This window comes from Bradyrhizobium sp. UBA2491 (assembly GCF_002341725.1).
Classification (GTDB): domain Bacteria; phylum Pseudomonadota; class Alphaproteobacteria; order Rhizobiales; family Xanthobacteraceae; genus Bradyrhizobium.
Genome location: NZ_DDOP01000066.1, coordinates 122,830 through 136,818, shown reverse-complemented (window position 1 = coordinate 136,818; position 13,989 = coordinate 122,830). Strand labels below are relative to the sequence as shown.

At 64.2% G+C, this 13,989-nt stretch carries 15 protein-coding genes; all 15 read left to right on the top strand.

Annotated features, from left to right (window positions below; all coding sequences use genetic code 11):
- Window positions 1-209: 209 nt before the first annotated feature.
- The 15 genes from B2W55_RS22405 (at window position 210) to B2W55_RS22335 (ending at window position 13,985) form a co-directional block, all read left to right on the top strand.
- A complete protein-coding gene (locus tag B2W55_RS22405; RefSeq protein ID WP_018271860.1) occupies window positions 210-575 on the top strand; it encodes an NADH-quinone oxidoreductase subunit A in 366 nt (121 codons plus the stop codon).
- The gene (locus tag B2W55_RS22400; RefSeq protein ID WP_024583475.1) at window positions 566-1,171 is read left to right on the top strand and encodes a NuoB/complex I 20 kDa subunit family protein; all 606 of its coding nucleotides are present in this window, start codon (window positions 566-568) and stop codon (window positions 1,169-1,171) included. Before B2W55_RS22405 ends, B2W55_RS22400 begins: the two co-directional genes overlap by 10 nt.
- A 10-nt stretch (window positions 1,172-1,181) precedes the next feature.
- Window positions 1,182-1,799: an NADH-quinone oxidoreductase subunit C gene (locus B2W55_RS22395; protein WP_024583476.1), complete on the top strand. Its 618-nt coding sequence runs from the start codon at window positions 1,182-1,184 to the stop codon at window positions 1,797-1,799.
- Complete coding sequence (locus tag B2W55_RS22390) at window positions 1,796-2,992, top strand: NADH-quinone oxidoreductase subunit D (protein WP_024583477.1); 1,197 nt, start codon at window positions 1,796-1,798, stop codon at window positions 2,990-2,992. The genes B2W55_RS22395 and B2W55_RS22390 overlap by 4 nt, the downstream gene beginning before the upstream one ends.
- Window positions 2,993-3,035: 43 nt before the next feature.
- On the top strand, window positions 3,036-3,647 hold the full coding sequence (nuoE, locus tag B2W55_RS22385; protein ID WP_016847752.1) for an NADH-quinone oxidoreductase subunit NuoE: 612 nt from the start codon (window positions 3,036-3,038) through the stop codon (window positions 3,645-3,647).
- 23 nt (window positions 3,648-3,670) lie between these two features.
- Window positions 3,671-3,859 (top strand): hypothetical protein, encoded by a 189-nt coding sequence (locus tag B2W55_RS22380; protein WP_371412441.1) that lies wholly within the window; start codon window positions 3,671-3,673, stop codon window positions 3,857-3,859.
- Between the two features lie 19 nt (window positions 3,860-3,878).
- Window positions 3,879-5,204, top strand: a complete 1,326-nt coding sequence (nuoF, locus tag B2W55_RS22375; RefSeq protein ID WP_024583479.1) for an NADH-quinone oxidoreductase subunit NuoF — start codon at window positions 3,879-3,881, stop codon at window positions 5,202-5,204.
- Between the two features lie 8 nt (window positions 5,205-5,212).
- Entirely contained in the window at window positions 5,213-5,701 is a 489-nt protein-coding gene (locus tag B2W55_RS22370; protein ID WP_145987166.1) for a hypothetical protein, read from the top strand.
- A 4-nt stretch (window positions 5,702-5,705) separates the two neighbouring features.
- A complete protein-coding gene (nuoG, locus tag B2W55_RS22365) occupies window positions 5,706-7,781 on the top strand; it encodes an NADH-quinone oxidoreductase subunit NuoG (RefSeq protein ID WP_024583481.1) in 2,076 nt (691 codons plus the stop codon).
- 10 nt (window positions 7,782-7,791) lie between these two features.
- Window positions 7,792-8,862 (top strand): NADH-quinone oxidoreductase subunit NuoH, encoded by a 1,071-nt coding sequence (gene nuoH / locus B2W55_RS22360; protein ID WP_024583482.1) that lies wholly within the window; start codon window positions 7,792-7,794, stop codon window positions 8,860-8,862.
- A 7-nt stretch (window positions 8,863-8,869) separates the two neighbouring features.
- Entirely contained in the window at window positions 8,870-9,364 is a 495-nt protein-coding gene (gene nuoI / locus B2W55_RS22355) for an NADH-quinone oxidoreductase subunit NuoI (RefSeq protein WP_018271854.1), read from the top strand.
- Window positions 9,365-9,373: 9 nt separating this feature from the next.
- On the top strand, window positions 9,374-10,012 hold the full coding sequence (locus B2W55_RS22350; RefSeq protein ID WP_024583483.1) for an NADH-quinone oxidoreductase subunit J: 639 nt from the start codon (window positions 9,374-9,376) through the stop codon (window positions 10,010-10,012).
- Window positions 10,009-10,317 (top strand): NADH-quinone oxidoreductase subunit NuoK, encoded by a 309-nt coding sequence (gene nuoK / locus B2W55_RS22345; protein ID WP_016841823.1) that lies wholly within the window; start codon window positions 10,009-10,011, stop codon window positions 10,315-10,317. The genes B2W55_RS22350 and nuoK overlap by 4 nt, the downstream gene beginning before the upstream one ends.
- A gap of 65 nt (window positions 10,318-10,382) precedes the next feature.
- On the top strand, window positions 10,383-12,470 hold the full coding sequence (gene nuoL / locus B2W55_RS22340) for an NADH-quinone oxidoreductase subunit L (protein ID WP_024583484.1): 2,088 nt from the start codon (window positions 10,383-10,385) through the stop codon (window positions 12,468-12,470).
- Window positions 12,471-13,985, top strand: coding sequence for an NADH-quinone oxidoreductase subunit M (locus tag B2W55_RS22335; protein WP_024583485.1), 1,515 nt, complete (start codon window positions 12,471-12,473; stop codon window positions 13,983-13,985).
- Window positions 13,986-13,989 lie beyond the last annotated feature (4 nt).

Genomic DNA, 13,989 nt, shown 5'->3' with positions numbered 1-13,989 from the left:
GGAGAGCGCAGGGCACCGGATGGCCGCCGCTGCGTTGGCCATTGAGGCACGCGCATCCGCCCGACGAGGCCAAGAGCCGCGGGAAGGGACCGTAAAAGCGTCAAAATAGCTTGTCTTGCGCCCCCTGTTGCGCTGCGCTAAAGCCTCAAGAACAATTCCAATCAACGAATCTGCGGCACGTCCGAAACCGCAGCAAGAAGGCCTCGCCGATGACCGGCATCCTGCAGAATTACCTCCCACTTGTGGTCTTTATCGGAGTTGCGAGCCTGATCGGGCTGGCGCTCCTGATCGCGCCGTTCCTGGTCGCGTTCCAATCGCCGGACCCGGAAAAGCTGTCCGCCTATGAATGCGGATTCAACGCTTTTGACGACGCCCGCATGAAGTTCGACGTCCGCTTCTATCTGGTGGCGATCCTCTTCATCATCTTCGATCTCGAAGTGGCGTTCCTGTTCCCGTGGGCCGTGGCGTTCGGCAAGCTCGGCGCCACCGGCTTCTGGTCGATGATGGTTTTCCTGGCCGTGCTGACGGTCGGGTTCGCATATGAATGGAAGAAAGGCGCGCTCGAATGGGATTGAGCCCCACCGCCGCAACCTCGCAGCCGGCGATCGCCAAACCTGATATCGCGATGGCTCCGAAGGGCATTCTCGATCCGTCGACCGGCAGGCCGGTCGGCGCCAATGATCCGTTTTTCCTCGAGGTCAATCACGAGCTGTCCGACAAGGGCTTCTTCGTCGCCGCGGCCGATGACCTGATCACCTGGGCGCGCACCGGCTCGCTGATGTGGATGACCTTCGGTCTCGCCTGCTGCGCGGTCGAGATGATGCAGGTCTCGATGCCGCGCTACGACGTCGAGCGCTTCGGCTTCGCGCCACGTGCCTCGCCGCGGCAGTCCGACGTGATGATCGTCGCGGGCACGCTGACCAACAAGATGGCGCCGGCGCTGCGCAAGGTCTACGACCAGATGCCGGAGCCGCGCTACGTCATCTCGATGGGCTCCTGCGCCAATGGCGGCGGCTACTACCACTACTCCTACTCGGTGGTGCGTGGCTGCGACCGCATCGTGCCGATCGACATCTACGTGCCGGGCTGCCCGCCCACGGCGGAAGCGCTGCTTTACGGCGTGCTGCTGTTGCAGAAGAAGATCCGCCGTATCGGCACCATCGAACGCTAAGGTTTCAGGCATGGACGACGGCAAGCTCGACGCCCTTGGGCAGACGATCGTGAGCGCGCTTCCGGGCGCGGCCACTTCGCACTCGGTCGCGTTCAATCAACTCACTATCGATGTCGAGATTGGCAGAATCGTGGACGTCGTGACGTTTTTGCGTGACGATCCCAATTGCCGCTTCGTCAACTTCACCGATGCGACCGCGGTCGATCACCCGAGCCGCGAGAAGCGCTTCGACGTCGTCTACCACCTGCTGTCGCCGACACTGAACGCGCGCATCCGGCTGCGCGGACAGGCCGACGAGACCACGCAGGTGCCGTCGATCATCGGCGTGTTCCCGGGCGCCGACTGGTTCGAACGCGAGACCTACGATCTCTACGGCGTGATCTTCACCGGCCATCCCGACATGCGCCGCCTGCTGACGGATTACGGCTTCGACGGCCATCCGCTGCGCAAGGATTTCCCGCTGACCGGCTTCGTCGAGGTTCGCTACGACGACCAGGAGAAGCGGGTGCTGTACGAGCCGGTCCGGCTCAACCAGGAATTCCGCAAGTTCGATTTCCTTTCGCCCTGGGAAGGCGCGGACTATCCGCTTCCCGGTGACGAGAAGGCCAAGGCGGAGCCGAAGCCATGAATGAACAGCCGCAAAATCTGCGCAACTTCACGATCAATTTCGGTCCGCAGCATCCGGCCGCGCACGGCGTGCTGCGTTTGGTGCTCGAATTGGACGGCGAAGTCGTCGAGCGCGTCGATCCGCATATCGGCCTGCTTCACCGCGGCACCGAGAAGCTGATCGAGCACAAGACCTATCTCCAGGCGATTCCCTATTTCGACCGGCTCGACTACGTCGCGCCGATGAACCAGGAGCATGCATTCTGCCTCGCGGCGGAAAAGCTGCTCGGCATCACGGTGCCGCGCCGCGGCCAGTTGATCCGCGTACTGTATTGCGAGATCGGCCGCATCCTCTCCCATCTGCTCAACGTCACCACGCAGGCGATGGACGTCGGCGCGCTGACCCCGCCGCTGTGGGGCTTCGAAGAGCGCGAGAAGCTGATGGTGTTCTACGAGCGCGCCTCGGGCTCGCGCATGCACGCGGCGTTCTTCCGCGTCGGCGGCGTGCACCAGGACCTGCCGCCGAAGCTGATCGACGACATCGAGGCGTGGTGCGATCCGTTCCTCAAGGTGGTCGACGACCTCGATCGGCTGCTGACCGGCAACCGCATCTTCAAGCAGCGCAACGTCGATATCGGCATCGTGCCGTTGAAGGAGGCCTGGGAATGGGGCTTCTCCGGCGTGATGGTGCGCGGCTCCGGCGCGGCCTGGGACCTGCGCAAGTCGCAGCCCTATGAGTGCTACGCCGAGATGGATTTCGACATTCCGATCGGCAAGAACGGCGACTGTTACGACCGCTATCTGATCCGCATGGAAGAGATGCGCCAGTCGGTGCGCATCATGAAGCAGTGCGTGCAGAAACTCAAAGCAGCCGACGGGCAGGGCCCGGTCGTGGTCGAGGACAACAAGATCGCGCCGCCGCGCCGCGGCGAGATGAAGCGCTCGATGGAAGCGCTGATCCATCACTTCAAGCTCTACACCGAAGGCGTCCACGTGCCGGCCGGCGAGGTCTATGCCGCGGTCGAGGCGCCGAAGGGCGAGTTCGGCGTCTATCTGGTCGCCGACGGCACCAACAAGCCCTACAAGTGCAAGATCCGCGCGCCGGGCTTCGCCCATCTCCAGGCGATGGATCACATCTGCAAGGGCCATCTCTTGGCCGACGTTTCCGCCATCCTTGGCTCGCTGGACATCGTGTTCGGCGAGGTCGACCGGTGATGATGTCCGCATCCGCACCGCGCGCTAATTGAGAGTTTGAACGATGTCCGTCCGCCGCCTTGCCCCGAAGGAATTGCAGCCCGCGAGCTTCACGTTCACGGACGAGAACCTGGCCTGGGCCAAGAAGCAGATCGAGAAATACCCGCCGGGCCGCCAGGCTTCGGCGGCGATCGCGATCCTGTGGCGCGTGCAGGAGCAACATGACGGCTGGGTGTCGGAAGCCGCGATCCGCGCCGTCGCCGACCTGCTCGAGATGCCGCATATCCGGATGCTGGAGATCGCGACCTTCTACACCATGTTCCAGCTCTCGCCGGTCGGCAAGAAGGCCCACGTCCAGGTTTGCGGCACCACGCCGTGCCGGCTGCGCGGCGCCGCCGACCTGATCGAGGTCTGCCAGCATCGCATCCATCACGATCCTTTCCAGTTGTCGAAGGACGGCAACTTCTCCTGGGAAGAGGTCGAGTGTCTCGGCGCCTGCGTGAATGCGCCGATGGTGCTGATCTGGAAGGACACCTATGAGGACCTGACCAAGGAAAGCTTCGGCAAGGTGCTCGACGGCTTTGCCGCCGGCAATCCGCCGAAGCCGGGTCCGCAGATCGACCGTCAGTTCTCGGCGCCCGCGGGCGGGCCGACGACGCTGAAGGAAACCACCTGATGGGGGGCTTTCAGGTGCAGGCAATGGGGATCGGGAGGGCGGCTTCGATGATGGCCTGGCGCAAGATCGCGCTGCATACCGCTGTCGCGGCCGGCTTCATGTTCCTGCTGCAACGTTACGGCCTCAGCGCCACGCTGGAATCCAGCCTGTTGTGGGCCATCGTGTTCGGCGGCTGCGCCGCCGGGCTCGCTTACTCACAAGCCAATCGGTGATGTTCGGAAAGTTTTTGTTATGCTCGACGACAAGGACCGCATCTTCAAGAACCTCTACGGCCTGCATGATTGGGGCCTCGAGGGCGCGCGCCGCCGCGGCGCCTGGGACGGCACCAAGGGGATCATCGACAAGGGCCGCGACTGGATCATCAACGAGATGAAGGCGTCGGGCCTGCGCGGCCGCGGCGGCGCGGGTTTCCCGACCGGCATGAAGTGGTCCTTCATGCCGAAGGAATCCAAGGACGGCCGTCCGAGCTATCTCGTCGTCAACGCCGACGAGTCCGAGCCCGGCACCTGCAAGGACCGCGAGATCATGCGGCACGACCCGCATCTCCTGGTCGAGGGCTGCCTGCTCGCGAGCTTCGCGATGGGCGCGCATGCCTGCTACGTCTATATCCGCGGCGAGTTCATCCGCGAGCGCGAGCGGTTGCAGGCGGCGATCGACCAGGCCTATGAGGCCAAGCTGGTCGGCAAGGACAACATCAACGGCTGGCCGTTCGACATCTATGTCGCCCACGGCGCCGGCGCCTATATCTGCGGCGAGGAAACCGCGCTGCTCGAGAGCCTCGAGGGCAAGAAGGGCCAGCCGCGGCTGAAGCCGCCGTTCCCGGCCAATGTCGGCCTCTATGGCTGCCCGACCACCGTCAACAACGTCGAGTCGATCGCGGTCGCGCCCGACATCCTGCGCCGCGGCGCCGCCTGGTTCGCCGGCATCGGCCGGCCGAACAATGTCGGCACCAAGCTGTTCTGCATCTCCGGTCACGTCGAGCGGCCCTGCAACGTCGAAGAGGCGATGGGCATTCCGTTCCGCGAGCTGATCGAGAACCATTGCGGCGGCATCCGCGGCGGCTGGGACAATCTGAAGGCCGTGATCCCCGGCGGCTCGTCGGTGCGCATGGTGCCGGCCGAGCAGATCATCGACACGCCGATGGATTTCGACTCACTGAGCAAGCTACGCTCGGGCCTCGGCACCGCGGCCGTGATCGTGATGGACAAGTCGACCGACCTGATCCGGGCGATCGCGCGCATCTCCTACTTCTACAAGCATGAGAGCTGCGGCCAGTGCACGCCGTGCCGCGAGGGCACCGGCTGGATGTGGCGCGTCTTGACCCGCATGGCCGACGGCCGCGCCCACAAACGCGAGATCGACATGCTGCTCGAGGTCACCAAGCAGGTCGAAGGCCACACCATCTGCGCGCTCGGCGACGCCGCGGCGTGGCCGATCCAGGGTCTGATCGCGCATTTCCGTCACGAGATCGAAGAGCGCATCGATCAGTATTCGCACAAGGCGGACCTCGACGATCAGGGCGTTCGTGATCCCGTGCACATGGTGGCCGCGGAGTAATGACTGCGATGATGCAACAAGCCGCATGGTGGCAGAAGTTCGGGACGCTTGCGCAGATGGCGCAGGCGCTCGTGGCGCTGCTCGGCTTTGTTGCCATCCTGGTGCAGATCAACGAAATCCGCTCGACGAACCGCGCCTCCGCGGCGCGCACCGCGTTTCTGGGTTACACCGAGCTCGCATTCAACAATCCGAAATTCGCGCAGCCGGACTATGATGCGATCCAGGCCGGCAGCCGCGAGGAGCGGGTGCAGTATGAGAGTTTCGTGGCCTATTTCCTCTATGCTTGCGAGGAGGCGATCTCCGCCTTCGAGAACAAGCAGGAATGGCAGGCCTCGTGCGACTACGACCTGAAGCCGCATCTGCCGTTCCTGTGCGCCAAGAGCCGGGCCGAACCGGGCTATCTCTCGACCTACAGCACCGACACCCAGCAATGGGTGAAGACATCAATGAAAACCGCCAGCGTCGCGCCGCCCGACTGCAAGCTGGGAAAGACTTGAAGACATGAGCAAGATCATCGTCGATGGCAAAGAGATCGATGTGCCGCCGGAGTACACGCTGTTGCAGGCGTGCGAGGCGGCCGGCGCCGAGATTCCACGCTTCTGCTATCATGAGCGGTTGTCGATCGCCGGCAATTGCCGGATGTGCCTGGTCGAGGTGAAGGGCGGCCCGAAGCCGGTCGCGAGCTGCGCCTGGGCCGTGCGCGACTGCCGTCCCGGACCGAAGGGCGAGCCGCCGGAGATCTCGACCCGTTCGCCGATGGTCAAGAAGGCGCGCGAAGGCGTGATGGAGTTCCTGCTGATCAACCATCCGCTGGACTGCCCGATCTGCGACCAGGGCGGCGAGTGCGATTTGCAGGACCAGGCGATGGGCTACGGCGTCGACACCAGCCGGTTCGCCGAGAACAAGCGCGCGGTCGAGGACAAGTATCTCGGCGCGCTGGTCAAGACCTCGATGAATCGCTGCATCCAGTGCACGCGCTGCGTCCGCTTCTCCGCCGAAGTCTGCGGCGCCCCGGAAATGGGTGCGACCGGCCGCGGCGAGGACATGGAGATCACCACCTATCTCGAGCATGCGCTGAGCTCGGAGTTGCAGGGCAACCTGGTCGACATCTGCCCGGTGGGCGCGCTGACCTCGAAGCCCTATGCGTTCGCGGCGCGGCCCTGGGAGCTCGGCAAGACCCAGTCGGTCGACGTCATGGACGGCGTCGGCTCCGCGATCCGCGTCGACACCCGCGGCCGCGAGGTGATGCGCATCCTGCCGCGCATCAACGAAGCCGTGAACGAGGAGTGGATCTCCGACAAGACCCGCCACATCGTCGATGGCCTGCGTACCCAACGGCTCGATCGTCCCTATGTGCGCGAGAACGGCCAGCTCCGGTCGGCGACCTGGCAGGAGGCGTTCGCCGCCATCGCCGCCAAGGCCGGCCGCACCGACGGCAAGCGGATCGGCGCGATCGCCGGCGATCTCGCCGCGGTCGATGAAATGTACGCGCTGAAGGAGCTGCTGGCTGCGTTCGGCTCGGTCAATCTGGCGGTGCAGGGCGGCGACGCATTCGACGCCAAGGCTGGCCGCGGCTCCTACATCTTCAACCCGACCATCGCCGGCATCGACCAGGCCGACGCCATCCTGATCATCGGCTCGCATCCGCGCAAGGAAGCCGCGGTGCTGAACGCGCGGATACGCAAGCGCTGGCGCGCCGGCGGCCTCAAGGTCGGCATGATCGGCGCGAAGTCCGATTTCACCTACGACCACGACTATCTCGGCGCAGGCACCGACACGCTGGCTGATCTTGCGGCCGGCAAGCACTCGTTTGCCGACGTGCTGAAGAACGCGCAGCACCCGATCATCCTGGTCGGCCCCGGTGCCTACACCAGGCATGACGGCGCGGCGGTGCTGGCGCAGGCCGCCAAGCTCGCGGTCGATGTCGGCGCGCTGAAGGACGGCTGGAACGGCTTTGCCGTCTTGCAGGACACCGCCTCCCGTGCCGGCGCGCTCGATATCGGCTTCTCGCCTTCGGCCGGCGGCCTGACCACCGCGCAGATGACCACCTTCGGCACGCTCGACGTGCTGTTCCTGCTCGGCGCCGACGAGATCAAGGTGCCGGACGGTACCTTCGTCGTCTACGTCGGCACCCATGGCGACCAGGGTGCGCACCGCGCCGACGTCATCCTGCCGGGCGCGGCCTACACCGAGAAGTCCGGCATCTACGTCAACACCGAGGGCCGGGCGCAGATCGCCAACCGTGCCGCGTTCCCGCCGGGCGAGGCCCGCGAGGACTGGGCGATCATCCGCGCGCTGTCCGACGTGCTCGGCAAGAAGCTGCCGTTCGACTCGTTGCAGGCGCTGCGGCAGGCGATGTTCAAGACCTATCCGCATCTGATGCGGCTCGATCAGATCGAGGCCGGCACGGCGGACCAGGTCAAGGCGCTGGCCGGCAAGGGCGGCAGCGTCGACAAGGCGGCGTTCAAGCCGACCGTCGAGGACTTCTATCTGACCAACCCGATCGCGCGGGCCTCTGCCGTGATGGCGGAATGCTCGCGGCTGGCGTCGGGCCGAATGCTGACGGCAGCGGAGTGAGCGTGACCTGATGGCTGAATTCTTCGCAAGCTCGTTCTGGACCGGCTTCCTCTGGCCGCTGATCATCATGGTCGCGGAAAGCCTGTTGCTGCTCGTCGTGCTGCTGATCGCGATCGCCTACATCCTGCTCGCCGACCGCAAGATCTGGGCCGCAGTGCAGATCCGCCGCGGTCCCAACGTGGTCGGCCCGTTCGGATTGCTGCAATCCTTCGCCGACCTGCTGAAATTCGTGTTGAAGGAGCCGGTGATCCCGGCGGGCTCCAACAAGGGCGTGTTCCTGTTGGCGCCCTTGGTGTCGTGTATCCTGGCGCTGGCCGCCTGGGCCGTGATCCCGTTCGATCTCGGCTGGGTGATCTCCGACATCAATGTTGGCATTCTCTACATCTTCGCAATCTCGTCGCTGTCGATCTACGGCATCATCATGGCCGGCTGGTCGTCGAACTCGAAGTACCCGTTCCTGGCCGCGCTGCGCTCGGCGGCGCAGATGGTGTCCTATGAAGTCTCGATCGGCTTCGTGATCATCACGGTGCTGCTCTGCGTCGGTTCGCTGAACCTGTCGGCGGTGGTCGAGGCGCAGAACACCCGCGGTCTGGCGCATTTGATCGGCCTGCCGCAGCTCACCATCCTGAACTGGTATGTGTGGCCGCTGTTCCCGATGTTCGTGGTGTTCTACGTCTCGGCGCTGGCGGAAACCAACCGTCCGCCGTTCGACCTGGTGGAAGCCGAATCCGAGCTGGTCGCCGGCTTCATGACCGAATACGGCTCGACCCCGTATCTGCTGTTCATGCTCGGCGAGTATGTCGCGATCACCACGATGTGCGCGCTGGCGTCGATCCTGTTCCTGGGCGGCTGGCTGCCGCCGGTCAACCTGCCGCCGTTCACCTGGATTCCGGGCATCGTCTGGTTCGCGCTCAAGGTGTTCTTCATGTTCTTCATGTTCGCGATGGCGAAGGCGATCGTGCCACGCTACCGCTACGATCAACTGATGCGGCTCGGCTGGAAGGTGTTCCTGCCGCTGTCGCTGGCGATGGTGGTGATCGTGGCCGGCGTGCTGCAATTCGCCGGCATCGCGCCGAAGTGAGGCCGTCATGAGTGTCAATGTCAACGCAACAGCCCGCTCGCTCCTGCTCTCGGAATTCGTCTCGGCGTTCTTCCTGGCGATGCGCTATTTCTTCCAGCCGAAGCCGACGCTGAACTATCCGTTCGAGAAGGGGCCGATCTCGCCGCGCTTCCGCGGCGAGCACGCGCTGCGCCGCTATCCGAACGGCGAAGAGCGCTGCATCGCCTGCAAGCTGTGCGAGGCGATCTGCCCGGCACAGGCGATCACCATCGAGGCCGGCCCGCGCCGCAACGACGGCACCCGCCGCACGGTGCGCTACGACATCGACATGGTGAAGTGCATCTATTGCGGCCTCTGCCAGGAGGCATGCCCGGTCGACGCCATCGTCGAGGGACCGAATTTCGAGTTCGCGACCGAGACCCGCGAGGAACTGTACTATGACAAGGCCAAGCTGCTCGCCAATGGCGACCGCTGGGAGCGCGAGATTGCGAAGTCGATCGCGCTCGACGCGCCGTACCGGTGAGGTGAGGGCATGATCCTTCCGGCGCTGTTCTTCTATCTGTTTGCCGCGGTTTGCGTGGCCTCGGCGGTCATGGTGATTGTCTCGCGCAATCCCGTGCACTCCGTGCTGTTCCTGATCCTGGCCTTCGTCAACGCGGCCGGGCTGTTCATCCTGATGGGCGCCGAGTTCCTCGGGATGATGCTGATCGTGGTCTATGTCGGCGCGGTCGCGGTGCTGTTCCTGTTCGTGATCATGATGCTCGACGTCGATTTCGTCGAGCTGCGCGAGGGCTTCATCCAGTATCTGCCGATCGGCATCGTGATCGGCGGCATCTTCCTGTTCGAGCTGCTGCTGGTGGTCGGCGCCTGGGTGATCAATCCGACGGTCACCAAGACCATCACCGCGGCGATCCCGACCAACGTCACCAATACCGAGGCGCTCGGCCTCGTGCTCTACACGAAGTACATCCATTACTTCCAGCTCGCCGGCATGGTGCTGCTGGTCGCGATGATCGGCGCCATCGTACTGACGCTGCGCCACAAGGCCAACGTCAAGCGACAGAACATCAACGTGCAGAACGCGCGCACGCCCGAAATGGCGATGGCGATGCGCAAGGTGGCGTCGGGGCAGGGCCTGCAGGATGCCGACGCGGCGGAGTGGGTGAAATGACCATCGGGCTCGGACACTACCTCGCGGTCGCCGCGATCCTGTTCACGCTCGGGATCCTCGGCATCTTCCTCAACCGCAAGAACATCATCGTGATCCTGATGTCGATCGAGCTGATCCTGCTCTCGGTCAACATCAACCTGGTGGCGTTCTCGACCTTCCTCGGCGACATCGTCGGCCAGGTGTTCGCGCTGCTGGTGCTGACGGTGGCGGCCGCCGAGGCCGCGATCGGCCTCGCCGTGCTGGTGGTGTATTTCCGCAACCGCGGTTCGATCGCGGTTGAAGACGTCAATCTGATGAAGGGCTAGGCGCGCATGATCCGGAAAAGTGGGAGCCGGTTTTCCGGCGAGATCATGCGCAAGGGAATCGTGCGATGATACAGGCAATCGTCTTCCTGCCTCTGCTGGGAGCCATTCTCGCAGGCATCATTGCGCTGACGGGAGCGCACGCGCGCTGTCCGAGCGGCGACACCGTCGATCATCATGACGACGCGCATGGCGACGCCCATGCTGCCGACGCTCACGCCTCGGCGGCCCACGATGATCACGGCCATGACGACCATGGCCACGACGACCACCACGTCTCCGAGCCGCCGGCGGCGGGATCGCGGCTCGCCGAGCTGATCACCACCGGCCTGTTGTTCGTCTCGGCGGCGTTGTCCTGGATGACGCTGGTCGATGTCGGCTTCATGCACCATGACGCCCGCGTCGTGCTGCTGCCCTGGATCACCTCCGGCGACCTTCAGGTGGCCTGGACGCTGCGGGTCGACACCCTGACCGCCGTGATGCTGGTCGTGGTCAACACCGTGTCCGCGCTCGTCCACCTCTACTCCATCGGCTACATGGACGAGGATCCGAACCGGCCGCGCTTCTTCGGCTATCTCTCGCTGTTCACCTTCGCGATGCTGATGCTGGTGACCTCCGACAACCTGGTGCAGCTGTTCTTCGGCTGGGAGGGCGTCGGCCTCGCGAGCTATCTCTTGATCGGGTTCTGGTACCAGAAGCCGTCGGCCAATGCCGCCGCCATCAAGGCCTTCGTGGTCAACCGCGTCGGCGACTTCGGCTTCGCGCTCGGCATCTTCGCGATCTTCGCGCTGGTCGGCTCGACCGATTTCGAGACCATCTTCCACGCTGCGCCGGGCCTGACCGGCAAGACCATCAACTTCTTCGGCCATCAGGTCGACGCGCTGACCCTGACCTGCCTGTTCCTGTTCATGGGCGCGATGGGCAAGTCGGCCCAGTTCCTGCTGCACACCTGGTTGCCGGACGCGATGGAAGGCCCGACCCCGGTGTCGGCGCTGATCCATGCCGCGACCATGGTGACCGCGGGCGTCTTCATGGTGGCCCGGCTGTCGCCGCTGTTCGAACTGTCGCCGACCGCGCAGGCGGTGGTGATGTTCTTCGGCGCGACCACGGCGTTCTTCGCCGCCACGATCGGCCTGGTGCAGAACGACATCAAGCGCATCGTCGCCTATTCGACCTGTTCGCAGCTCGGCTACATGTTCGTGGCGATGGGAGCAGGGGCCTATTCGGTCGGCATGTTCCATCTGTTCACGCACGCCTTCTTCAAGGCGCTGCTGTTCCTGGGCTCCGGCTCGGTGATCTACGCGATGCACCACGAGCAGGACATCCGCAACATGGGCGGCCTGTGGCGCAAGATCCCGTACACCTTCGCGGTGATGTGCATCGGCACCCTGGCGCTGACCGGCTTCCCGCTGTTCGCCGGCTACTTCTCCAAGGACGCGATCATCGAGGCGGCCTATGCGTCGCATAACCCGTTCGCGGTCTACGCCTATCTGTTGACGATCGTGGCCGCCGGCCTGACCTCGTTCTACTCCTGGCGTCTGATCTTCAAGACCTTCTTCGGCGAGCCGCACGACCAGAAGCATTACGAGGCCGCGCATGAGAGCCCGGTCTGGATGCTGGTGCCGATCGGCATACTTGCCGCCGGCTCGATCCTCGCGGGTCTGCCGTTCAAGGAGCTGTTCGCCAGCCCGCACGGCGTGGAGGAGTTCTTCCGCGAATCCGTCAAGATGAACCCGCATATCCTCGAGGACATGGAGCATATCCCGAGCTGGCTCGCGCCGCTACCCACCGTGATGATGGTGCTCGGCCTGTTCCTCTCCTACATGTTCTACATCCGCCGGCCGTATCTGCCGGTCGAACTCGCCGAGCAGCAGCCGATGCTGTACCAGTTCCTGCTCAACAAATGGTACTTCGACGAGCTGTACGACTGGATCTTCGTGCGTCCGGCGAAGTGGCTCGGCTATACGCTCTGGAAGAAGGGCGACGGCTTCATCATCGACGGCTTCGGTCCGGACGGCGTCTCGGCCCGCGTGCTCGACGTCACCCGCAATGTCGTGAAATTGCAGACCGGCTACCTCTATCACTACGCGTTCGCGATGCTGATCGGGGCGGCCGGATTGATCACCTGGTTCATGTTCGGCTTGGGAGGCCAGTAAATGACAACCTGGCCCATCCTTTCGGTCACGACCTTCCTGCCGGCGGTCGGTGCGATCCTGGTCTATCTGCTGGCGCGGGGCGGTGACGAGACCGCCAGCCGCACGGCGCGCTGGATTTCACTGTGGACCACGCTGATCACCTTCGCGGTGTCGCTGATCCTGGTGTCGCGCTTCGATCCCGCGCAGACCGACTTCCAGTTCGTCGAGAAGGCCTCCTGGCTCGCCACCGGCATCACCTACCACATGGGTGTCGACGGCATCTCGCTGCCGCTGATCATCCTGACCACCGCGATCATGCCGCTCTGCATCATCGCGAGCTGGAAGTCGGTGACGCAGCGCGTCGGCGAATACATGATGGCGTTCTTGATCCTGGAAACGCTGATGATCGGCACCTTCTCGGCGCTCGATCTCGTGCTGTTCTATTTGTTCTTCGAGGGCGGCCTGATCCCGATGTTCCTGATCATCGGCGTCTGGGGCGGCCCGCGCCGGGTCTATGCGTCGTTCAAGTTCTTCCTCTACACGTTCCTCGGCTCGGTGCTGATGCTGCTCGCCATCATGGCGCTGTACTGGAACGCCGGCACCACCGACATCCCGACCCTGATGCACACCGCGGTGCCGCGTTCGATGCAGACCTGGGCGTGGCTCGCCTTCTTCGCCTCGTTCGCGGTGAAGATGCCGATGTGGCCGGTGCACACCTGGTTGCCGGACGCGCACGTCGAGGCGCCCACGGCAGGCTCGGTGATCCTGGCCGCGATCCTCTTGAAGATGGGCGGCTACGGCTTCCTGCGCTTCTCGCTGCCGATGTTCCCGTTGGCCAGCCACGACTTCGCGCCGTTCGTGTTCGTGCTGTCGGTCATCGCCATCATCTACACCTCGCTGGTGGCGATGATGCAGGAGGACATGAAGAAGCTGATCGCCTACTCCTCGGTCGCGCATATGGGCTTCGTCACCATGGGCATCTTCGCGGTGACCACGCAGGGCGTCGCCGGCGGCATGTTCCAGATGATCTCGCACGGCATCGTCTCGGGCGCGCTGTTCCTCTGCGTCGGCGTGGTCTACGACCGCATGCACACCCGCGAAATCGCGGCCTATGGCGGCCTCGTCAACCGGATGCCGCTCTACGCGCTGACCTTCATGGTGTTCACCATGGCCAATGTCGGTCTGCCCGGCACCTCGGGCTTCGTCGGCGAGTTCATGACCTTGCTCGGCACCTTCAAGATCTCGCTGCCGACGGCGTTCTTCGCCACCACCGGCGTCATCCTGTCGGCCTGCTACGCGCTCTGGCTCTATCGCAAGGTGGTGTTCGGCGCGCTGGTCAAGCCGTCCTTGATGTCGATCAAGGATCTCACCTTCCGCGAATGCGTGACGCTGTTCCCGCTGATCGCGCTGACCATCCTGTTCGGCGTCTATCCCAAGCCGGTGCTCGACATGTCGGCGGCCTCGGTACAGCAGCTCGTCAACAATTACCAAACCGCCGTGACTGCCGTGAAGGCAGCCGCGCTGACCGTCCAGTAAGGCC

Coding starts and splice junctions, on each gene's coding strand:
- B2W55_RS22405 (WP_018271860.1), top strand. CDS start 210: ATGACCGGCATCCTGCAGAATTACCTCCCACTTGTGGTCTTTATCGGA.
- B2W55_RS22400 (WP_024583475.1), top strand. CDS start 566: ATGGGATTGAGCCCCACCGCCGCAACCTCGCAGCCGGCGATCGCCAAA.
- B2W55_RS22395 (WP_024583476.1), top strand. CDS start 1,182: ATGGACGACGGCAAGCTCGACGCCCTTGGGCAGACGATCGTGAGCGCG.
- B2W55_RS22390 (WP_024583477.1), top strand. CDS start 1,796: ATGAATGAACAGCCGCAAAATCTGCGCAACTTCACGATCAATTTCGGT.
- nuoE (WP_016847752.1), top strand. CDS start 3,036: ATGTCCGTCCGCCGCCTTGCCCCGAAGGAATTGCAGCCCGCGAGCTTC.
- B2W55_RS22380 (WP_371412441.1), top strand. CDS start 3,671: ATGGGGATCGGGAGGGCGGCTTCGATGATGGCCTGGCGCAAGATCGCG.
- nuoF (WP_024583479.1), top strand. CDS start 3,879: ATGCTCGACGACAAGGACCGCATCTTCAAGAACCTCTACGGCCTGCAT.
- B2W55_RS22370 (WP_145987166.1), top strand. CDS start 5,213: ATGATGCAACAAGCCGCATGGTGGCAGAAGTTCGGGACGCTTGCGCAG.
- nuoG (WP_024583481.1), top strand. CDS start 5,706: ATGAGCAAGATCATCGTCGATGGCAAAGAGATCGATGTGCCGCCGGAG.
- nuoH (WP_024583482.1), top strand. CDS start 7,792: ATGGCTGAATTCTTCGCAAGCTCGTTCTGGACCGGCTTCCTCTGGCCG.
- nuoI (WP_018271854.1), top strand. CDS start 8,870: ATGAGTGTCAATGTCAACGCAACAGCCCGCTCGCTCCTGCTCTCGGAA.
- B2W55_RS22350 (WP_024583483.1), top strand. CDS start 9,374: ATGATCCTTCCGGCGCTGTTCTTCTATCTGTTTGCCGCGGTTTGCGTG.
- nuoK (WP_016841823.1), top strand. CDS start 10,009: ATGACCATCGGGCTCGGACACTACCTCGCGGTCGCCGCGATCCTGTTC.
- nuoL (WP_024583484.1), top strand. CDS start 10,383: ATGATACAGGCAATCGTCTTCCTGCCTCTGCTGGGAGCCATTCTCGCA.
- B2W55_RS22335 (WP_024583485.1), top strand. CDS start 12,471: ATGACAACCTGGCCCATCCTTTCGGTCACGACCTTCCTGCCGGCGGTC.